The following is a 19,864-nucleotide window of genomic DNA, read 5'->3' as shown; positions in this document are numbered from 1 at the left end:
AAGGACAGTATGAGCAGCCAGTTATCTCTGCAAAAACCTGCGCGCAGCGGGGCGAAAACCATCTTTAGCGTTACCAGCGGTAACTTTCTTGAGATGTATGATTTTATGGTCTTTGGCTACTACGCCACCGCCATCGCGAAAACCTTTTTTCCCGGCGACGATCCCTTTGCCTCTCTGATGCTGACGCTGATGACCTTCGGCGCCGGATTTCTTATGCGTCCGCTGGGCGCCATTGTGCTGGGTGCCTATATCGACCATCACGGCCGGCGCAAAGGCCTGCTGCTGACGCTGGGGCTGATGGCGATTGGCACACTGACCATTGCGCTGGTGCCGGGTTACGCCACGCTTGGCGCTGCGGCACCAATTTTGATCCTGCTCGGACGCCTGCTGCAGGGCTTCTCCGCGGGGGTAGAACTCGGCGGCGTCTCAGTCTATCTCGCAGAAGCTGCGCCCAAAGGACGTAAAGGGTTCTGGGTCAGCTGGCAGTCAGGCAGTCAGCAGGTGGCGGTGATTTTCGCTGCGCTGCTGGGACTGGGGCTGAATCATATACTGGCAAAAGAGGCCGTTACCGAATGGGGCTGGCGTATTCCGTTTGTGGTGGGCTGTATGATTGTGCCGTTTCTGTTCTGGATCCGCCGCATGCTGGAGGAGACAGAGGCGTTCAGCCAGCGTAAAACGCATCCTTCGATGCGCCAGATTGTGCGGTCAGTCGGACAGAACTGGGCGCTGGTGCTGGCGGGCATGCTGATGGTGGTCACCACCACCGTTATGTTCTACATGATCACCGCTTTCACGCCAACCTTTGGCAAAACGGTGCTGATGATGAGCGATAAGCAGAGCTTTCTGGTCACGCTGTTTGTCGGGATATCCAATCTCTTCTGGCTGCCGGTTATGGGGGCACTTTCCGATCGGGTCGGACGGCGGCCGCTGCTGATTATCTTTACCGTGCTAATGATCCTGACGGCCTGGCCGGTGCTGCACTGGCTCACCGGTTCCGCGAGCTTTGCGCATCTGGTCGAAGCGGAGCTGTGGCTCTCTTTTCTCTATGCCAGCTACAACGGTGCCATGGTGGTCTATCTGGCAGAGATTATGCCGGCAGAGGTGCGCGCATCCGGCTTTTCCCTGGCCTACAGCCTGGCGACCGCACTGTTTGGCGGCTTTACGCCAGCCATCTCCAGCTACCTTATTCATGCCACCGGCGATAAAGCGATGCCCGGCATCTGGCTCTCATTTGCTGCCGTCTGCGGACTGGCAGGCACACTGCTGATTGGCCGGATGGTGAGACAGTATCAGCAGCGCCACGCGGTAACGCCCGCCAGCGCCTCACTCTGATGCTTTTCCGGCCGCGCCCTGCGGCCGGCTCTCTCCCCCGCTAAAACGCCACGTCCACCACCACGTTATCCGTGTAGTTTCCGGCTGCCGGCGTCGCCTGCGTCGTCAGTATCCGGGCCGTGTAGGTAAAGTTGCGCGTTACCGTATCGGGATTAAGCGAGGTTGACGTTGTGCTGCTCCAGCGATCGCTGCCGGAGGGTCCCCAGCGCGAGGTCGTGGCTGCGTCTTTATAAATGTCATAGGCCAGCCGGCTGGCTCCATTTGCCATCTGCCGCGCGGTGCCGCTGAAATTATTGCCGTTGCTCAGCCCAACGCTATAGGTGCTCCCTTTAGAGCAGACCACGCTGATGGTCTGCTGAACGGCAGAGAAGCTACCCGCCAGCGGCGCGCTGCCAAAGTTGAGGTTCGGGGCGGTAATAGTGGTGCAGTCGTTGGTGACCACCAGCGTCACGGTCAGCGGCAGGGCGGTGCCGCTGCTGGTTTGCACGGTTCCCAGACATATTCCGGCCACGCCGGCGCTGGTACAGACGCTGTAGCTGACTGTCAGCGTCAGGGTGGTGGTGTATGTGCCTGCCGCAATCACCTGGCCCGGCACGGTGCGGAAATAGAGCGGGATAGTGAAGTTGAGGCTGTTGCCCAGCGCCAGCAGCGCCGAGGCGTTCCAGCGGTAGCTGTTGCCCTGACGCAGTTCGGTGGCGCAGGCGCTGTCGACACAAAGCTGGATCGGAACGTTATCGCTGCCGCCGGCGCTCGCTTTCAGCATGGCGCGGGTCCCGTTCAGGTAGCTGGCAGCGGTAAACGCATAGGCAATGTAGTCGTTGCCCAGCAGATTAAGCGTGGCGGAGCCGCAGTTGACATTCGTATTGGCGGACGTGGGGATAACCTGAGATTGCACAGAAAAAGTGGTCTGGCTGCCAAAGCTGGCCGGCGAAGCGGAGAGCGGGCAGAGCGCATAGCTGGCGCCGGGCAGCAGCAATGCCAGCATCAATAGTAACTTAATCATGTTGTAATCCTGCTGAGGGTGTCTGCGCCAGCGCACCGGCGCCGGGCTGCGGGAGAGGTAGCGCGCAGACCAGCGGGCCATAGGTCTTCAGCGCCTCTGGTTCGCCGCGCGCGACGCTGAACGTGGTTTCACACTGACGGCCATCGGGCGTGATAACCTGCAGCGTATTACGCGCCTGCAAATTCTCCAGCCAGACGATGCCATCCCAGCCCACATAGCTGCTCTCTTTACCTGCGCGCAGCACCTGACTGGCAAGCGGCAGCGGCTGACCGCGCGTGTCGTGCAAAATAACGCTGGCGGCGCGCAGCGGCTCAATCGGGAAGTCGAGCAGAAAACCGCTTTTACGCTTCACGGCAATGCGCTGCTCAACCCGGGACGCGGCGACACTGGCAGGCAGATCCAGCGTATCGATATCATATTTTGCGCCGTAGTAGCTGCTGACCGCCGGCACCAGCAGATAGCCCTGGCCGTCAGTTTTCCCCATCGTCTGGTTCTCATAGCGCACGGTCACGCCGGGATAGCGGGTTTTCACCAGCACAAAGGCGTCGTTGATATCATTAGCAGCAAAGAGGCGGTTATCCATCAGCACCAGCGCACCGGAGAGATCTGCCCATTGCGTTGTATTGTCATCATCGCCCCAGAATCCGGCTGACGTATCGATCCGGTTATTGCGATAGCGCAGGCTGCCCTGACGATAATCGCCGCTGTCTCCCCCCTGGCGTGCCCAGGAGGCGTCCCAGGCGATTCCCCCCTCAGTGGGCATTGCCCGCGAGGCATACAGCCGCTGGTTACTGCGCCCCTGGCGATCGCGCTCCACGCTGACAGAGGCGCTGCTCTGTTCACCAAACGGGATCACCAGTGAAATCGCTCCGTCCCAGCTACCGAGGTCGCGATCGCGGCTGGCTGAGATATAGAGACTGCTGTTGCCCCACAGGTTTTTGCTCCAGGTCAGGTTCCACAGACGCGTGCGCTCACCGTAGCCGCCGCTGATATCGAGATAAGCGAGTCCCAGACTGCCGTAGTCGCTGAGCGACAGGCTGGCCGTATATTGTGCGCTGCGACGCGCGAGTGAATAGCGGCTGTCGGCGCTTTCACTGCGGCTGCCGATCAGCGCCAGATTACTGAACGTGGTATCGCGCAGAATGTGCTGGGTGCCAAGGCTGAACCAGCTGTTGTTATATTGATATCCCCAGCTGTACTGCGTGCCGCTCTGGCCCTGCGCGTCGCTCTGCGCCACCGCCGCGTTGATAACGCCCAGGCTTCCCGCTTTCAGCAGGCCGCCCGCACCGCCCATGACAACGTCATCACTGCCTTCAGCGTGCGACTCCAGCGTCAGCCAGTCGCTGATACCGTAGCGATAGGAGCCACTGGCAGCGGCAGCGCCGTAGTCGGCACTCTTCACACCATAATTTTGCCGGACAGCGCCGGCAGAGAAGGCGTAATCAGACAGGCCACTTTTTAACAGGCTGGCCGACACGTAAAAGGGCAGCGTGGTGGTGACCTGACGCCCCAGCGCATCGGTGGTGGTGATCACCGCATCCCCGGCACCATTGACAAAGGGGATGTTGGTCAGCGACCACGGACCGGGCTGCACCGCCGTTTGCGCACTGCGATAGCCGTTAATAAACAGATCGACCGAGGAGGGCACCGCCGCCTGGCCGCTGAAGGCAGGCAGCGGATAAGTTACTAAATCGGGACGCACGCTGAAATCACGCGCTATCTGCACCCCGCCCAGCCGCACGCTGTTGCTCCAGCTCAGGGCGTCAGTGATAAGGTCGCCCACCCGCCAGCTGAGCGCGGCGTCTTCATTCTCATTGCTGAACCAGGTGTCGTAACGCAGATATCCCTCCTGCTGACCGCTGAGCGATCCATTCAGCTGCTGCGTATAGACGCCGTTAGAGGAGAACTGTCCTGCCGGGCCGAACAGCCGTAACTCATTCCACGAGGAGAGACGTGAGCCGGCCCGGTCGGTGTGGGTCAGATAAACGTCGTAATTCAGCAGCGCCCCGTTGCTGGCGCGCGCCGGAAAGCGGGGACGCTGCTCAGCCTGCCCGAGCCGCTGCGCCGGCAGCCAGGCCGGCGGCACCGTCAGCAGCAGCCGCTGCCGGGTTTCATCATAGGTGACATCCGCGCCAGGCAGCTGCCGAAGATCGACCCGCTCATCCGGCAGCTTTTCCGCCGCCACGCCCGCCTGCAGCAGATCGCTGCGGCGCAGCCAGAAATGATCCTGCTGATGTTCAACGGCAACAATATCGCCGCGCGCGCGCTGATTGATAATTAACTCCAGCATCAGCTGCTGCCCCTGTGCGCTGCTTTCCAGCGCGGGCGGAGGCGGCAGCGCAGACCAGCTCTCCGCACGCCCGTGCGCGGGCAGGATCATCAGTACGCTGCCCAGCAGCAGATAACGCGAGGGCGCAGGCGTCATTAGCGTGCGGCAGTACTGCGCCAGGCGCGGTTGTTGACATCGGCTGCCAGCTCTCCGCGCAGGGGCTGGCTGACCGGCCAGCGCTGGCTGCTGTGTGCCAGCACATAGCCAAACAGGCCGTTGCCCAGGGCGGCTCCGCCGGCGCGGACATTGCTCAGGCGCGCATGGCCGCTGCCGCTGTTGGTCAGCTCCAGCCAGCGCCTGCCGCCGCTGCTGACTTCGCGCCAGCTCAGCACCGCTTTCGCGCTGTCGCGCGTCAGACCGCTGCCGTAGACAAACAGCGGAACGGAATAGCGCATCTGAAAGTTAAGCCCGGCCTGATTATCACCGGGCTTACGCGGCGACGGGATCTCATCAAGTACCACGCGATAGGCGCTCTCCTGACCGGCAGGGGGCGGCGTCTGTTTGATCAGGCGTACCAGCTGTTTTTGCCCCGGCTCCAGCCGCACCATAGGCGGACTGGCGGCGACCTGCTGCTGCGTCTGATACTGCTCCTGGCCCTCGCGCTGCTGCCAGGCAAAAATGCGTACCTGCATAATGGTGCTGCTGCTGCCGCGGTTCTCCAGCCAGAGCTCGCTGGCTTTATCTTCAGAGGCTATGGCGGGGTCAATGGGCCAGATCATCAGCGAGTTGGCGGCCCGGACTGAGGGGATGATTAACAGCAAAAGCAGCGCGCACAGGTTTCTCATGGTTCATCCTTTTTTTTCAGCATCACCAGCTCAGGGTGACGGTCAGCGTGTCGGTATAGGTTCCGGCTTGCGCGGTGCCAGGCAGCGTCAGCTGACCATAAACAGGCAGCGTAATCGTATTTGCATTGCTATAGTTCAGCGCTATAGCGCTGTTAATGGGTATAGGCGCAGTCAGCGCAGCGTTACTGAAGAGCCGGTAGGCAACGGTATTGCTGCTGCTGGTGTGTTTGAGATTGCGGACAGAGGTGTAGTTAGCGCCGCCGTCAATACTCATGCTGACGGCGGTGCCTGGCGTGCATGCCAGGTTCAGCGTTGTGCTCTGCAGGTAGCTTGCGCTGAAGTTTCCCGTAGCCACGCCGGAATGCGAGCCAAAGTTGAGCGTACCAAACACGCCCGTATTGCTGCCCGACACCACGCAGCCCGCCACGATGGACGCAGCGACCTGAAAGTTTGCCACAGGCAGCGCATCTGCCGGCAGGCAGGCGAAGGCTGCTATCAGCCCCGCCGCCCGCCAGAGAGAGAGGGATAGCCTCACTGCGCGCGCCCGCGCTCAGTAATTCACCGCCACGTTTATGGTGTCGGTATAGGTACCCGCCGGGATAAGCGGGTTGAAGCCGCCGCCGACGACCCGACCATAGATGGCATAGTTGGTGCCCAGCGTCGGATCGGTGGTGCCGCTGGCGGCAATGTTGGTGTTGTTCGCTATCGCGGTGGTAAAGGCGGCGTCGCTGTAGAGGGTATAGGCGATGCCCCGCGTATTATCCGAGCCCAGAATGAGGTAGCGCGGCTGGCCGCTGACGGTGCCGTAAATCGTGCCCGGCGCGCCGTTGCTGCTGGTGACCTGTACATTAAAGGTCTGTCCGGTTGTGCAGCGCACATAGATACCGCTGCCGGCCGCGCCCACCAGCGTGGCATTCAGCGTATCAAAGGTAGCTGCGCTGCTGCCAAAGTTCAGGGTACCGAAATTGACGCCGGTGGTGGCTGACTGACCGTTGACCAGGCAACCGGTCGTCAGCGTGAGCGTGGCGTTGATCGCCCCGGTAGTGGTGGCTGCCAGGGCCGTTACGGACGTCAATCCTGTGTACAGGCCTGCGGTCATAAGAAAAAGCTTGAGTTTCATAATCATTCCTTACTGATTATCCGGAGTCGATGCTTTTCCACCTGGCCTGTTAATAAAAAACGAACCCGTAAAGTGCCGCTGGCAAAGAGAATTAAGGCGATATATGGCGCTTCCCCCAGATTAGCACTGAGGTTGCTTTATGATTTACATCAGTTTTATTTACTATAGTTCAGCCTGGTAGTACGTCTAATCTCTGACACGCTTTTTCTACTCATTATTTTTGCCCGCAGGCCGATAATAGAGTCATAACAGTGGCTGGCCTTGCTGCCAGCCTGCTGTCGTCTGGCGCGGGAAGAGGGCTGGATTTCTGCCTCGTTCAGGAAGGGCGATAGCGGTTCAAAAGCTGCAGGGATGCCGTTTACACGACTTTATAGCTGGAAACAGCGTTAATCCGGACTTCCCTATGCTGGTAACGTCATACGACTCATTCACGGTTATCGTTTCAATTATTGTCGCCATGCTCGCCTCCTTTACTGCGCTGGATATGGCAGGCCGGGTCGCCTCCTCGTCAGGTCGCGTCGCGCTCATCTGGCTGCTGGGGGGCGGTTTTGCCATGGGCGTAGGAATCTGGGCGATGCATTTTATCGGCATGCTCTCCATGAATCTCGATATGGAGATGAGCTATGATCCGGTGCTCACTGCAGCCTCCATGCTGGTTGCTATTCTCGCCTCGATTTTTGCCCTGCGGCTGGTCTGCGTGGGAGAGCTGCCGTGGCGGCGACTGGCTGGCGGCGCGCTGGTGCTGGGGTCGGGCGTAGTGGCTATGCACTATACCGGCATGGCGGCGCTGATGTTTATGCCGGGTATTATCTGGAACCGGGGCTGGATCGCCGTCTCGGTGCTGATTGCGCTGCTCGCATCAGGGGCTGCGCTCTGGCTGGCCTTTCACCTGCGCCACAGCTATGGCCGGGTAACGCTGCTGCGTTTTGGCGCCTCGGTTGTTATGGGGTGTGCCATTGCCGGCATGCACTACACCGGTATGGCGGCGGCCGGATTTCCGGCGAGCAGCCACGTCACACATCACGGGGTAAACAGCGACTGGCTGGCGATGATTGTCACCGTGGTGACGCTGGCGATACTCGGCATTACGCTGCTGGTCTCTATGCTGGATGCGCGTATGCAGGCGCGCACGTCAATTCTGGCGCGCTCGCTGGCAGAGGCGAACCGTGAACTGGCCCAGCTGGCGCTGCATGACAACCTGACCCGGCTGCCCAATCGCATTTTACTGGAGGATCGGCTCGATCAGGCGATCAACAAAGCCAATCGCGAGAAGTCGCAGTTTGCACTGATGTTTATGGATCTTGATGGTTTTAAAGCGGTTAACGATGCGTTCGGGCACCATATCGGCGATAAACTGCTGGTGAGCGTAACGGAACGTATGATGAGCCAGATGCAGGGGCACTATACGCTGGCGCGAATGGGCGGAGATGAGTTTGTGCTGCTGCTGGAGATTGACGATCCCAATGACGCCGCCTCGGTGGCCGATATGCTGGTGAAGGCCGTTGACCGGCCGTTTGCCATATCGCGTTATGAGCTGGTGGTCTCTTTAAGTATCGGGATTGCCGTCTATCCTGGCGACGGCAGAGATGAGCGCGAGCTGATGTTTAACGCTGATGCCGCGATGTACCACACCAAACACAATGGCCGCAACGGTTACACCTTCTTCCAGCCCTCAATGAATATTCTGGCGCAGTCGCAGCTGCAGCTTAACAACGATCTGTGGCAGGCGCTGGATAACCGTGAACTGCGGCTGTTTTACCAGCCGAAGTATTGTGCCCCCGGCGGGCCGATTCTCGGTTTTGAAGCGCTGCTGCGCTGGCAGCACCCGCAGCGCGGTCTGCTTACGCCTGATCTGTTTCTGCCTGGCGCAGAAAAAACCGGTTTAATCATAAATATAGGTAACTGGGTGATCAACGAAGCGTGCCGCCAGCTGCACTGCTGGCATCAGGAGGGGCATACCGCCTGGTCAGTTGCGGTGAACCTCTCTGCGCTGCAGTTTGAGCAGTCCGGGCTGATTACCACCGTGACGCAGGCGCTGAAAACGCATCAGATCCCGGCAGAGCAGCTGACGCTGGAGGTGACAGAGACCACGGCGATGCGCGATCCGGAAGAGAGCGTGCGTATCCTGACTGAACTCACCAGCATGGGGGTAAAGGCGTCGATTGATGACTTCGGAACCGGCTACTCCAGCCTGCTCTATCTGAAGCGGCTGCCCGCCAGTGAACTGAAGATCGACCGCGCGTTTGTGAATGAGCTGCAGGCAAATTCCGAGGACGCCACTATCGTCTCCGCTATTGTCGCGCTGGCGCAGTCGCTGGATCTGAAAGTGGTCGCGGAAGGGGTGGAGACGCCCGATCAGCAGGCTTTTCTGACCGGCCTTGGCTGCGACACGCTGCAGGGATACCTGCTCGGCAGGCCGCTGCCACCTGAGCGCGTAAATGAACTGCCCGATTTTGTCAGCAGCCAGTGCGATCTGGATAAAACCGCCTGAGCGCGCACCGCAACCTCTCTCCCGGAGAGCGATCGCTATCACAAACCGGCAACGCCGAAACGAAAAATTTGGCTTAAGTTACTAAGCGACTAATTAACAGGGATTTTTTCAGATATTGCCACATTGCATTACCGCCTGAAATTGCCACAATTAATTAACATTATTTGTCGGAGCACGTTCATGGCGTCCTGTTCTTCCAGCCTGCTGTTATCGATGTCGTTTGCTGCCGGCACCTTTTCAGCAGGCGCCTCCTTTAACCCGCAGCATCTGCGGCTCTCTCACGCCAGCGGCGGCGTGCCGAACAGCCTGCTGCCGCTGATTATCTGGCCGCGTGTGGTGCCGGATGACACGGAAGATAGCGCACGCTGGTTTGAAACGACCTTTACCGCCAGCGGCTGGCCTGCCGCATGGCGCGCGCCGGTATTCCCTTATACCCACTATCATCCGAATACGCATGAGGTGCTGGGCGTCGGGGCGGGCTGGGCTGAGATCCTGCTGGGCGGCGACAGCGGGCGTATGGTGGTGCTGCGTGAAGGTGATGCCGTGCTGATCCCGGCAGGCGTCGGGCATAAACAGGTTTACGCGTCAGACGATTTTTTCATGGTCGGCGCTTATCCGGAAGGAATGACGCCCGAAACAATACGCGATGAACCCTCGCGGCTGCGTGCAGCCAGAGAGCAAATTCAGCGCGTTCCTCTGCCCCCGCGCGACCCGCTTACCGGCGGCAAAGGGATGATGACCGACCTGTGGCTGCCGGTTATGCAGCAGCTGGCAGCCCGATAGGCCAGCGACAGCGTCTCGTCTCTCTGCCCATACCGGCTCTCTCCGGTATGCGGCTTTCCTGCATGCTCTTCCCCGACTGACCTGCCATAAATAGCAGGTAGCCACGAGGAATGATGTATTTCTCTGAACGTTTTCTCGCCACTGCCGATAACACTCCTGCCAGATTTTGTCTGAAATCGATTAGCGCTTGTCAGCGCTGCACTTTTGCGTTTAAGTCTGAAATAATTAAGAATCTTCTGAAAAGCCGATGCTGTATCAGGCCGGAACAGGCACAAAATATGAACAATAACTCTGATGTAATGTATCGGCTGCTGGTGCAGAGCGTCGTAGATTACGCCATTTACATGCTCAAACCTGACGGTACCGTTGCTAACTGGAATACCGGTGCGCAGCGCGCCAAAGGGTATACGCCAGATGAGATCGTTGGTAAAAATTTTGCGCTGTTTTATAGCGAAGAGGAGCGCAAAAACGGCGCGCCGCAGCGCGGTCTCTCTGTTGCTGCCGCAACCGGTAAGTTTGAAACCGAAGGCTGGCGCTATCGCAAAGATGGCAGCGCGTTCTGGGCTCACGTCGTGATTGACGCTATCCGGGATGAGCAGGGCGAGCTGCTGGGTTTTGCCAAAATCACCCGCGACTACACGCAGCAGCAGGCGCAGCAGCGCAGGCAGCGTGAACAGGAGCAGCGCTTTCGTTTACTGGTAGAGGGCGTAACCGACTATGCGATTTATATGCTGGATCTGGAGGGCAACGTTGAGAACTGGAATGCCGGGGCTCAGCGGACAAAAGGCTACGTGGCAGAGGAAATTGTCGGACAGCACTTCTCCCGCTTTTACAGCGCGCAGGATCGTCTGAACCATCTACCGGAAAAGAATCTTACGACCGCGTTTAAAACCGGACGTTTTGAAGATGAGGGGTGGCGCTATCGTAAAGATGGTTCCGCTTTCTGGGCGCACGTTATCATCGACGCAATTCGCGACGACGCCGGGAAACTGATTGGCTACGCAAAAATTACCCGCGACTGCACTGAACAGCAGGCGCTGCTGCGCCAGCAGCGCGAACATGAAAAAACGTTTCGGCTGCTGGTGGAGGGCGTCACCGATTACGCTATCTACATGCTGGACCTGAAGGGGCGAGTCGTTAACTGGAACGCCGGGGCGCAGCGCGCTAAAGGATATCGCGCAGATGAGATTGTGGGGCAGCACTTCTCACTCTTTTACAGCGCGCAGGAGCGCCAGCTCCATCTGCCGGATGCAAACCTCGGCATTGCGCTAAAAACCGGGCGGTTTGAAGATGAGGGATGGCGCTACCGGAAAGATGGATCGGCTTTCTGGGCGCACGTGGTAATTGACGCGATTCATGATGAGAGTGGACGCCTGATCGGATTTGCCAAAATCACGCGCGACGTGACGGAGCGGCGTGAACATGAGCAGCAGCTTCTGCGCGCGCGCGATCTGGCACAGGCGCAGAGCAGCAGAATGTCGGAGCTGTCGACCTTTCTCGACACCATCATCAGCAACATCCCCTCCTGCGTGATTGTGGAGGATGCTATCAGCCGCGAAATTCTGATGGTGAATGCCAAGGCTGAGCAGCTGTTTGGGCTGAGCCGATCGCTGCTCATGCATAAGCGTCCGCACGAGTGCATGTCTGCCGAACTGAGCGACTACTTTAATAGCCTGGCGGATATTGCGCTGCGCAGTGAAGGCATTCACGCCCGCGAGCAGCTGCTGCTGACTGCCAGCGGTGAGCGGGTTCTGCATACCCGCGCCACCACCATCACCGGCAAAGATATGCGGCAAAATTATGTCATGCTGATCGTGGAAGATGTGACTGACCAGCGCGAAGCGGATGCGCGTATTCACCATATGGCGCATCACGACAACCTGACCAGCCTGCCTAACCGCATTCTGTTCCGGCAAAAACTCAGCGAAGCGCTGCGTAACGACACGGCACAGAACCAGATCAGCGCCACGCTTTGTCTCGACCTCGATAATTTCAAAAACGTGAATGATGCGCTTGGCCACCAGATTGGTGACGATCTGCTGCGCGCGGTGGCTAAGCGGCTGCGCAGCGTGCTGCGTGAGCGTGATACGCTGGCCCGCATCGGCGGCGACGAATTTGCTATTGTGCTGCCCGATATCCACAACGCTGACGAAGCGGCCACGGTGGCGCAGCGCCTGATCGAGGCGATTCATCCGCCCATGAATGTCGAAGGGCATAATCTTACCGTGGGCCTGAGCGTGGGGATCGCCCTGACCACCCAGGCCGTCAACACGCCGGAACATATGCTGCGCTGCGCCGATATGGCGCTCTACGAGGCGAAGCGTAACGGCCGTAACCGCTATGAGCACTTTACGCCAGAGATGGATGACCAGGCGCGCAGCCGGCGCATCATTGAAAACGATCTGCGTGATGCGATTACCGGGCGGCAGCTCAGACTTTACTATCAGCCCATTACCAGTCAGAGCGGCATTATTGGTTATGAAGCGCTGATGCGCTGGCACCATCCGGTCAAAGGCTTGATCATGCCGGTGGATTTCATCCCGATTGCTGAAGAGACCGGGCTGATTCATATGCTGGGTGCCTATGCGCTGTATGAGGCGTGCCGCGAAGCGCAGAGCTGGAACACCGAACAGTCCGTTTCGGTGAATCTCTCACCGCTGCAGTTTAAAAACAGCTCGCTGGTGTCGGTGGTTGAGGGGGCGCTGAAGGAGTCAGGTCTGGCACCGCATCGGCTGGAGATGGAGATCACGGAGTCGGTGCTGCTGGACGATACGCTGGGCAATATCCGGACGCTGCAGAACCTTAAAGCGCTGGGCGTACAGATTGCGCTGGATGATTTTGGCACCGGCTACTCTTCGCTGAGCTATCTGCGCTCATTCCCGTTCGATAAGATCAAAATCGATAAGTCTTTTATCAACGATATGGGCGACAGCCGCGAAGCGCTGGCGATCATCCGGGCAATAACCGGCATGAGCCGCAGCCTGGATATTCAGATCACGGCGGAAGGCGTGGAGAACAGCGAACAGTTTGCGAAGCTGCGTGAAGAGGGCTGCACGCTGTTTCAGGGTTACCTGTTTGGCCGCCCGCAACCTTCAGAGCTGCGACTGAAAGCGCTGGAGTAAGATGGCGCCGTGAGTGGCGACGTGACAATGCAGGGCGCGCGTTTATGCACTCCTGGCCGTCTGCAGGCTCATCGCCCTCTGAGCGCACGCTTTCAGCATAAAAAAACGCCCGGCAAAACCGGGCGCTGCTGCTTGCTGTATGTCATCTTTTTTATTATTGACCGTGACCTTCCACGTTCATGCGGCCCAGGTCCTTGTCCACCAGGAACAGACCTTCACCTTTGTTACCCACCAGCGCCAGTTTATCGAGCACGGTTTTAAACAATTTCTCTTCTTCATGTTGCTCTGCCACATACCACTGCAGGAAATTAAAAGTAGAGTAGTCCTGCGATGTCAGCGCGGTGTGTACCAGTTCATTGATTTTCTGCGTGATCAGCTGCTCATGCTTCAGCGCTTCACTCAGCACGTCGCTCAGAGAGTTCCAGCTCACAGCCGGTGCCGCTATGCTGCCCAGTACCGGCATAGAACCCGCGTCGCTGACATAATCAAACAGGCGCTGCATATGCTCCATCTCTTCACGCGAATGCATTTTCAGGAAAGAGGCGGCCCCTTCAAATCCTTTATCGCTGCACCAGGCGCTCATCTGCAGATAGAGGTTGGCAGAGAAGAACTCCAGATTAAGCTGGTCGTTCAGGCGAGAGGTCATTTCAGCAGTTAACATAGCTGCGTCCTTATTAAGCAGTCAGAAAATTTACGGCGAATTATGCAGCAATATCCGCTTTTATGTGAAGGCTTTTTTATACAATATTTTAATTTATATCATTGAATACAAATGGAATTATTCAACATTCTGAATGCGACGAATTCTCATTGTTAACTGAGTGCCATTCGCCTGCCATAACCGGATGCGGACGGAGCCGTAAGCGGTTACCTGCGCGCTACAGTCATGATTTCCCCGCCTGCTGAAATATTGTATGCTATGCCGCCTCAACGCTGACCGGATAACCGGAGCACCGCCAGCGCAGCCGCGAACCGCTGCTGTGCAGTGACGCCACGGCGTTGCCACTGGCACTGTTACCCACCGGACAGGTTCCGGAACGATTTATCTGCCGCGCGTTACAGACGCGCCGCCCTGAAGAAGAACGCACTCATGTCTAATGCTCCCTTTTTAGAAGAAGTGGCGCGCCGCCGTACCTTTGCGATTATCTCGCATCCGGACGCCGGTAAAACCACAATCACCGAAAAAGTCCTGCTGTTCGGACAGGCTATCCAGACTGCCGGTACTGTTAAAGGCCGCGGCTCCAGCCAGCATGCTAAATCAGACTGGATGGAAATGGAGAAGCAGCGTGGTATTTCAATCACCACCTCGGTGATGCAGTTTCCCTATCGTGAAAGCCTGGTCAACCTGCTGGATACGCCGGGGCATGAAGACTTCTCGGAAGATACCTATCGCACGCTGACCGCCGTTGACTGCTGTCTGATGGTTATTGATGCCGCGAAAGGGGTTGAGGATCGTACCCGCAAGCTGATGGAAGTAACCCGCCTGCGCGATACGCCAATCATCACCTTTATGAACAAACTGGACCGCGACATCCGCGATCCGATGGAGCTGCTGGATGAGGTTGAGAGCGAGCTGAAGATCGCCTGCGCCCCCATTACCTGGCCAATCGGCTGCGGCAAGCTGTTTAATGGGGTTTACCACCTTTATAAAGATGAAACCTATCTCTATCAGAGCGGTAAAGGCCATACTATTCAGGACGTGCGCGTTGTAAAAGGATTGAATAATCCCGATCTCGACGCGGCGGTGGGCGAAGAGCTGGCACAGCAGCTGCGTGATGAGCTGGAGCTGGTGCAGGGCGCCTCACACGAATTTGAGCAGTCGCTGTTTCTCAACGGCGAGCTGACGCCGGTGTTCTTCGGCACTGCGCTGGGCAACTTTGGTGTCGATCATATGCTGGATGGCCTGGTCTCCTGGGCACCTGCGCCGATGCCGCGTAAAAGCGATACCCGTATTGTGGAAGCGCGTGAAGAGAAGTTCAGCGGTTTTGTCTTCAAGATTCAGGCGAATATGGATCCCAAACACCGCGACCGCGTGGCGTTCATGCGTGTGGTATCGGGTCGTTATGAAAAGGGTATGAAACTGCGTCAGGTGCGTACCGGCAAAGATGTGGTGATCTCCGATGCGCTGACCTTTATGGCAGGCGATCGTTCGCACGTTGAAGAGGCGTTCCCGGGCGATATCATCGGCCTGCATAACCACGGCACGATTCAGATTGGCGACACCTTTACCCAGGGTGAAGCGATGAAGTTCACCGGCATTCCGAACTTTGCGCCAGAGCTGTTCCGCCGCATCCGTCTGCGCGATCCGCTTAAGCAGAAGCAGCTGCTGAAAGGTCTGGTTCAGCTCTCTGAAGAGGGCGCCGTGCAGGTATTCCGCCCGGTGCATAACAACGATCTGATTGTTGGCGCCGTCGGCGTGCTGCAGTTTGATGTGGTTGTCGCCCGCCTTAAGAGCGAATACAACGTTGAAGCGATCTATGAAGCGATCAACGTCTCCACCGCCCGCTGGGTAGAGTGCAGCGACGCGAAGAAGTTTGACGACTTCCAGCGTAAAAATGAGGTCAATCTGGCGCTGGATGGGGGAGATAACCTCACCTATATCGCGCCTACGATGGTTAACCTGAATATTACGCAGGAGCGCTATCCTGACGTGGTTTTCCGCAAAACCCGCGAACACTGATCCCGCCTCGCTATCAGGACCAGTCATTACTGGTCCTGCTTTTTTGTTACAGACTCCTCTTAATTACGCTGTCATTCTGACTTTCTGGCGAGATATCAACCACAAAAGCCAGCAAAAGCTGTAATCCCTACTATGATTATTCTGTCGTACGAAAAAACAGGCCTGCGAGTTTGGTTACGTCCATCAAGGCAACGGCGCCGTTGGCTGTTGTGCATTCGCGCTTGCGGGTGAATTAACTGATAGAAGGATCATATCGATGAATAAGACTAAGATTGCCAAGACCCTGATTGCTGCACTGGCCGGTACGGCGCTGTTAAGCGGTGCAGCATTTGCTGCTGATACCAGCTCGACGGGTTCCAAAATCGATAGTTCTATGAAAAAAGTCGATGGTTTTATGGATGACAGCGGCATCACGGCCAAAGCCAAAGCGGCGCTGGTTGATGATGACGCGATTAAAAGCACGGATATCTCCGTCAAAACGCAGCAGGGTGTGGTGACATTAAGCGGTTTCGTTGCCTCGCAGGATCAGGCTGAAAAGGCTGTCGCTCTGGTGCAGAAAGTTGAAGGAGTGAAATCCGTCAGTGACAAACTACACGTCAGAGACAATAAAGAAGGCTCGCTGAAAGGTTATGCCGGTGATGCCGCCACAACCAGCGAAATTAAAGCTAAGCTGTTAGCAGACGACATTGTTCCATCGCGCAATGTGAAGGTGGAAACCACCGATGGCGTGGTTCAGCTGTCAGGAGAAGTTGCGAATCAGGCACAGTCTGACCGTGCTGAGAAGATCGCAAAAGCCATTGAAGGCGTGAAAAGCGTGAAGAATGACCTCAAGGTGAAATCTTAACGCAGCCGGAACGGCATCGCTCTGATGCTGTTCCGCAATAAAACAGTGAAGTGAAGAATAAGCAGTTCGATTTCTACTATGGTAAAGGAGAGGCTTATGTTTCGTTGGGGTATTATCTTTCTGGTCATTGCACTGATCGCGGCAGCCTTAGGATTCGGCGGTCTGGCAGGTACGGCAGCATGGGCAGCTAAAATTGTCTTTATTGTCGGTATTATTCTGTTCCTGGTTAGCCTGTTTACCGGGCGCAAAAAACTCTGACCAGACACATCAATTGCAGTAACCCGCTAGTGATGTAAAGCGGAGGCCAGTCATTGACGGCATTATCTGCCGTCGCAGCTGCCCGTGCAGTGGGTCAGGGAATGACAATGACTGGTTCTCCGGGATGCCGCTCTGGCCTCCCTCAGAGCAGCAACTACTGAGGGTACGCCATTGGGTATACGCATTCCGGTCTCACTCGGTTCCTTCGAACCGCTGGCGCTTCAGCCATTTAAATCCCGTAAAATTGCACTTGTCTGTGAAGGCGGCGGCCAGCGCGGAATATTCACCGCAGGCGTACTGGACGCATTCCAGCGGGCCGGATTTAACCCTTTTCATCTGATGCTGGGCACCTCCGCCGGCGCGCAAAATCTCTCCGCCTTTGTCTGCGCTCAGCCGGGCTATGCCCGACGTGTTATTACCCGCTATACCACCAGTAAGCAGTTTTTCGATCCGCTGCGCTTTGTACGCGGTGGACATCTTATCGATCTCGACTGGCTAATCGATATTACCCGCAGTGAATTTCCTCTGGCGTTCAGCAGCGCGCAGAAACTGTTTGCCGGTGGCAGCGAATTTTATATGTGCGCCTGCCGCAGTGACGATTATCAGGCACGCTATTTCAGGCCTGATGAGCTGACCTGGCATGACATCATCAAAGCGTCCAGCGCCATTCCTGGCTTTTATCGCAGCGGCGTGCTGATGGATGGCGTCAGCTATCTGGATGGCGGCATCAGCGACGCCATTCCGGTGCGTGAAGCCGCGCGACGCGGCGCGGATACCATTGTGGTGATCCGGACCACGCCTTCGCAGATGTTCTATACGCCGCAATGGTTCCAGCGGATGGAGCGCTGGCTGGGTGACAGTGCGCTGCAGCCGATGATCAACATCCTGCATCATCATGAAGCGAGCTATCGCGAGATCCAGCAGTTTATTGAACAGCCGCCGGGTAATCTGCGCATTGTGGAGATTTGCCCGCCGCGTCCTCTGGCCAGCATGGCGCTCGGCAGCCGCGTGGCCGCGCTAAACCACGATTATCATCTTGGCCGGCGCAGCGGACGCTATTTTCTGGCTACGCTGGGGCAGTGGTTGAGTGATGCAGAGCCGGCACGCCGATCGCTGCCGATTGCACCGCCCGCCGCCGCTGCAAACGCGCCGGACGCGCGGCCGTTACACACGCCGCCGCTGGCGGGGAACGATGCTGCCTGGGATGAAGGATCGCTGGCATGAAATTTATCGACACGCACTGCCATTTTGATTTCCCGCCGTTTGTTGATGATGCGGTCGCAAGCATTGCCCGCGCCGCCGCCGCCGGCGTAGAGCGCATTATTGTGCCATCGACAGAAGCGAGTCGTTTTGCACGCGTTATGCAGCTGGCAAAAGATCACACGGCGCTCTATGCGGCGCTGGGCCTGCATCCGATCAATATTGCCCGTCATCAGGACGATCATCTGGATCTGCTCGCGCAGTATCTGGCACAGGCAGACAGCAACTGCGTAGCGATCGGTGAGATCGGACTGGATCTCTATATGAACGATCCCGATTTCGACAAGCAGACGCGACTGCTGAACGCGCAGTTCATTCTGGCAAAACGTTTTGATCTGCCGGTGATCCTGCACTCCCGCCGCACCCACGATCAGCTGGCGATGCTGCTGCGACGCTATAATCTGCCGCGGTGTGGCGTCGTGCACGGCTTTGCCGGCAGCCAGCAGCAGGCAGAGCGCTTTATCCAGCTCGGCTATGCCATCGGCGTGGGAGGCACCATTACCTGGGAGCGCGCCAGCAAAACCCGCCATACCATTGCCAGCCTGCCGCTGGCGTCGCTGCTGCTGGAGACTGACGCACCGGATATGCCGCTGCAGGGTTTTCAGGGAGAGCCCAACCGGCCTGAGCGGGCGCGCAATGTGTTTGAGGTATTGTGCACGCTGCGTCCTGAACCGGCTGACGTGATTGCCGATGCGCTGTGGCAGAACAGCCTGCGTATATTTGCATTTTCTTCCCGATCGCCGTCCGGCGATCTATCAGAGTGATACCATTCAGCGCGCGATTTTGTGATAATAATTACATCTGCGTTGCGATCTGTTTAGCCATGCATTCACGTCAAAAAGAGATCTTAAGCAGATTTTCTATGTAATTTCGAGCTGCTATCTCTTTTTATGTGATCTGATTCGCAATGGCAGTTCCCGACAATTGTTAAAATAATCACATTATCCGGCAGCTCGCTGCTGGCCTGACATCCGGAGCCTGTTATGACTGACCTTAATGCTGCTGCGCAGCGCGCGCTGCAACTGATGGATCTCACTACCCTGAATGACGATGACACTGATGAAAAAGTCATTGCGCTGTGTCATCAGGCCAAATCCCCTGCGGGCAACACTGCCGCTATCTGCATCTATCCGCGCTTTATCCCGATCGCCCGTAAAACGCTGCGCGAACAGGGTACGCCTGAGGTGCGCATTGCGACCGTGACCAATTTTCCGCATGGTAATGCGGATATTGAGATCGCTCTGGCGGAAACGCGCGCCGCTATCGCTTACGGCGCTGACGAAGTGGATGTGGTATTTCCCTATCGCGCTCTGATGGCTGGCGATCGTGATACCGGCTTTGCGCTGGTTAAAGCGTGCAAAGAGGCGTGTGCGGCAGCGGACGTGCTGCTGAAAGTGATTATCGAAACCGGCGAGCTGAAAGAAGAGGCGCTGATCCGTACGGCATCAGAAATTGCGATTGATGCCGGCGCTGATTTTATTAAAACCTCAACCGGTAAAGTGCCGGTGAACGCCACGCCGGAAGTTGCCGCCATCATGCTGCAGGTTATTCGCGATAAAGGCGTGCAGCAGCAGGTGGGTTTTAAACCAGCCGGCGGCGTGCGCACCGCAGAAGATGCCGCTCTTTACCTGAAGCTGGCTGACGACACCCTCGGTGAGGGCTGGGCCGACGCCCGTCATTTCCGCTTTGGTGCCTCCAGCCTGCTGGCAAACCTGCTCAGCACGCTGGGCCACGCAACCAGCGGCAGCAAAACGGGTTACTGATAGCGGCCTGGGTTAAATCCCGTTGCGGGATACGGAATCGAATATTGCCGTAGGGGCCGCATTAATGCGGCCCGGGTTGAATCCCGGCACTGCG

General features: G+C 57.5%; 16 protein-coding genes. 10 read left to right on the top strand and 6 right to left on the bottom strand.

Features of this window, described 5'->3' with window-relative positions:
* Positions 1 to 9: 9 nt before the first annotated feature.
* Entirely contained in the window at positions 10 to 1,332 is a 1,323-nt protein-coding gene (tcuC, locus tag HA43_RS03360) for an MFS transporter (RefSeq protein ID WP_094110967.1), read from the top strand.
* Between the two features lie 40 nt (positions 1,333 to 1,372).
* On the opposite strand, the gene HA43_RS03355 is transcribed toward tcuC, so the two are convergent.
* Genes HA43_RS03355 through HA43_RS03335 form a run of 5 tightly spaced genes read right to left on the bottom strand, consistent with a single transcriptional unit; the run spans position 1,373 to position 6,569 of the window.
* Positions 1,373 to 2,335 carry a Csu type fimbrial protein gene (locus HA43_RS03355; RefSeq protein ID WP_094110966.1) on the bottom strand — a complete coding sequence of 321 codons (963 nt, stop codon included), beginning with the start codon at positions 2,333 to 2,335 and terminating at the stop codon, positions 1,373 to 1,375.
* Positions 2,328 to 4,760, bottom strand: a complete 2,433-nt coding sequence (locus HA43_RS03350; RefSeq protein WP_094110965.1) for a fimbria/pilus outer membrane usher protein — start codon at positions 4,758 to 4,760, stop codon at positions 2,328 to 2,330. Before HA43_RS03350 ends, HA43_RS03355 begins: the two co-directional genes overlap by 8 nt.
* Positions 4,760 to 5,449, bottom strand: a complete 690-nt coding sequence (locus HA43_RS03345) for a fimbrial biogenesis chaperone (RefSeq protein ID WP_071669240.1) — start codon at positions 5,447 to 5,449, stop codon at positions 4,760 to 4,762. Before HA43_RS03345 ends, HA43_RS03350 begins: the two co-directional genes overlap by 1 nt.
* Before the next feature lie 22 nt (positions 5,450 to 5,471).
* Positions 5,472 to 5,948, bottom strand: coding sequence for a Csu type fimbrial protein (locus HA43_RS03340; protein ID WP_039385638.1), 477 nt, complete (start codon positions 5,946 to 5,948; stop codon positions 5,472 to 5,474).
* A 51-nt stretch (positions 5,949 to 5,999) separates the two neighbouring features.
* Positions 6,000 to 6,569 (bottom strand): spore coat protein U domain-containing protein, encoded by a 570-nt coding sequence (locus HA43_RS03335; RefSeq protein ID WP_039380159.1) that lies wholly within the window; start codon positions 6,567 to 6,569, stop codon positions 6,000 to 6,002.
* Positions 6,570 to 6,972: 403 nt separating this feature from the next.
* On the opposite strand from HA43_RS03335, the gene HA43_RS03330 reads away from it, so the two are divergent.
* The 3 genes from HA43_RS03330 to HA43_RS03320 all read left to right on the top strand — a co-directional run bounded on the left by HA43_RS03330 (position 6,973) and on the right by HA43_RS03320 (position 12,965).
* Positions 6,973 to 9,060, top strand: coding sequence for a putative bifunctional diguanylate cyclase/phosphodiesterase (locus HA43_RS03330; protein ID WP_094110964.1), 2,088 nt, complete (start codon positions 6,973 to 6,975; stop codon positions 9,058 to 9,060).
* Between the two features lie 180 nt (positions 9,061 to 9,240).
* Positions 9,241 to 9,843 carry a hypothetical protein gene (locus HA43_RS03325; RefSeq protein WP_094110963.1) on the top strand — a complete coding sequence of 201 codons (603 nt, stop codon included), beginning with the start codon at positions 9,241 to 9,243 and terminating at the stop codon, positions 9,841 to 9,843.
* A 278-nt stretch (positions 9,844 to 10,121) separates the two neighbouring features.
* Positions 10,122 to 12,965 carry a sensor domain-containing protein gene (locus HA43_RS03320; protein ID WP_094110962.1) on the top strand — a complete coding sequence of 948 codons (2,844 nt, stop codon included), beginning with the start codon at positions 10,122 to 10,124 and terminating at the stop codon, positions 12,963 to 12,965.
* A 154-nt stretch (positions 12,966 to 13,119) separates the two neighbouring features.
* Here the strand turns inward: HA43_RS03320 and ftnA are convergent, their stop codons facing one another.
* Positions 13,120 to 13,626, bottom strand: a complete 507-nt coding sequence (gene ftnA / locus HA43_RS03315) for a non-heme ferritin (RefSeq protein WP_039380152.1) — start codon at positions 13,624 to 13,626, stop codon at positions 13,120 to 13,122.
* Between the two features lie 429 nt (positions 13,627 to 14,055).
* Here ftnA and prfC point away from each other — a divergent pair, with 429 nt between their 5' ends.
* The 6 genes from prfC (at position 14,056) to deoC (ending at position 19,770) form a co-directional block, all read left to right on the top strand.
* Positions 14,056 to 15,645, top strand: coding sequence for a peptide chain release factor 3 (prfC, locus tag HA43_RS03310; protein WP_094110961.1), 1,590 nt, complete (start codon positions 14,056 to 14,058; stop codon positions 15,643 to 15,645).
* Positions 15,646 to 15,901: 256 nt separating this feature from the next.
* Positions 15,902 to 16,489, top strand: a complete 588-nt coding sequence (gene osmY, locus HA43_RS03305; RefSeq protein ID WP_039380146.1) for a molecular chaperone OsmY — start codon at positions 15,902 to 15,904, stop codon at positions 16,487 to 16,489.
* A 96-nt stretch (positions 16,490 to 16,585) separates the two neighbouring features.
* Positions 16,586 to 16,747 carry a DUF1328 domain-containing protein gene (locus HA43_RS03300; protein WP_065648197.1) on the top strand — a complete coding sequence of 54 codons (162 nt, stop codon included), beginning with the start codon at positions 16,586 to 16,588 and terminating at the stop codon, positions 16,745 to 16,747.
* A gap of 171 nt (positions 16,748 to 16,918) precedes the next feature.
* Complete coding sequence (locus tag HA43_RS03295; protein WP_039380144.1) at positions 16,919 to 17,971, top strand: patatin-like phospholipase family protein; 1,053 nt, start codon at positions 16,919 to 16,921, stop codon at positions 17,969 to 17,971.
* Entirely contained in the window at positions 17,968 to 18,771 is an 804-nt protein-coding gene (locus HA43_RS03290) for a TatD family hydrolase (protein ID WP_094110960.1), read from the top strand. Before HA43_RS03295 ends, HA43_RS03290 begins: the two co-directional genes overlap by 4 nt.
* Positions 18,772 to 18,990: 219 nt before the next feature.
* Complete coding sequence (gene deoC, locus HA43_RS03285; protein ID WP_039380141.1) at positions 18,991 to 19,770, top strand: deoxyribose-phosphate aldolase; 780 nt, start codon at positions 18,991 to 18,993, stop codon at positions 19,768 to 19,770.
* The last annotated feature ends 94 nt before the right edge of the window (positions 19,771 to 19,864 follow it).

The sequence above is a fragment of the Pantoea eucrina genome, from assembly GCF_002095385.1.
Taxonomy (GTDB): Bacteria; Pseudomonadota; Gammaproteobacteria; order Enterobacterales; family Enterobacteriaceae; genus Pantoea; species Pantoea eucrina.
This window is presented reverse-complemented; position numbering and strand designations above follow the sequence as displayed.

Excerpts from the sequence above, each read along its gene's own strand:
- HA43_RS03345 (WP_071669240.1), bottom strand. The coding sequence starts at position 5,449 with ATGAGAAACCTGTGCGCGCTGCTTTTGCTGTTAATCATCCCCTCAGTC.
- HA43_RS03355 (WP_094110966.1), bottom strand. The coding sequence starts at position 2,335 with ATGATTAAGTTACTATTGATGCTGGCATTGCTGCTGCCCGGCGCCAGC.
- HA43_RS03300 (WP_065648197.1), top strand. The coding sequence starts at position 16,586 with ATGTTTCGTTGGGGTATTATCTTTCTGGTCATTGCACTGATCGCGGCA.
- deoC (WP_039380141.1), top strand. The coding sequence starts at position 18,991 with ATGACTGACCTTAATGCTGCTGCGCAGCGCGCGCTGCAACTGATGGAT.
- ftnA (WP_039380152.1), bottom strand. The coding sequence starts at position 13,626 with ATGTTAACTGCTGAAATGACCTCTCGCCTGAACGACCAGCTTAATCTG.
- HA43_RS03335 (WP_039380159.1), bottom strand. The coding sequence starts at position 6,569 with ATGAAACTCAAGCTTTTTCTTATGACCGCAGGCCTGTACACAGGATTG.
- prfC (WP_094110961.1), top strand. The coding sequence starts at position 14,056 with ATGTCTAATGCTCCCTTTTTAGAAGAAGTGGCGCGCCGCCGTACCTTT.
- HA43_RS03350 (WP_094110965.1), bottom strand. The coding sequence starts at position 4,760 with ATGACGCCTGCGCCCTCGCGTTATCTGCTGCTGGGCAGCGTACTGATG.
- tcuC (WP_094110967.1), top strand. The coding sequence starts at position 10 with ATGAGCAGCCAGTTATCTCTGCAAAAACCTGCGCGCAGCGGGGCGAAA.
- HA43_RS03330 (WP_094110964.1), top strand. The coding sequence starts at position 6,973 with ATGCTGGTAACGTCATACGACTCATTCACGGTTATCGTTTCAATTATT.
- HA43_RS03325 (WP_094110963.1), top strand. The coding sequence starts at position 9,241 with ATGGCGTCCTGTTCTTCCAGCCTGCTGTTATCGATGTCGTTTGCTGCC.
- osmY (WP_039380146.1), top strand. The coding sequence starts at position 15,902 with ATGAATAAGACTAAGATTGCCAAGACCCTGATTGCTGCACTGGCCGGT.
- HA43_RS03320 (WP_094110962.1), top strand. The coding sequence starts at position 10,122 with ATGAACAATAACTCTGATGTAATGTATCGGCTGCTGGTGCAGAGCGTC.
- HA43_RS03290 (WP_094110960.1), top strand. The coding sequence starts at position 17,968 with ATGAAATTTATCGACACGCACTGCCATTTTGATTTCCCGCCGTTTGTT.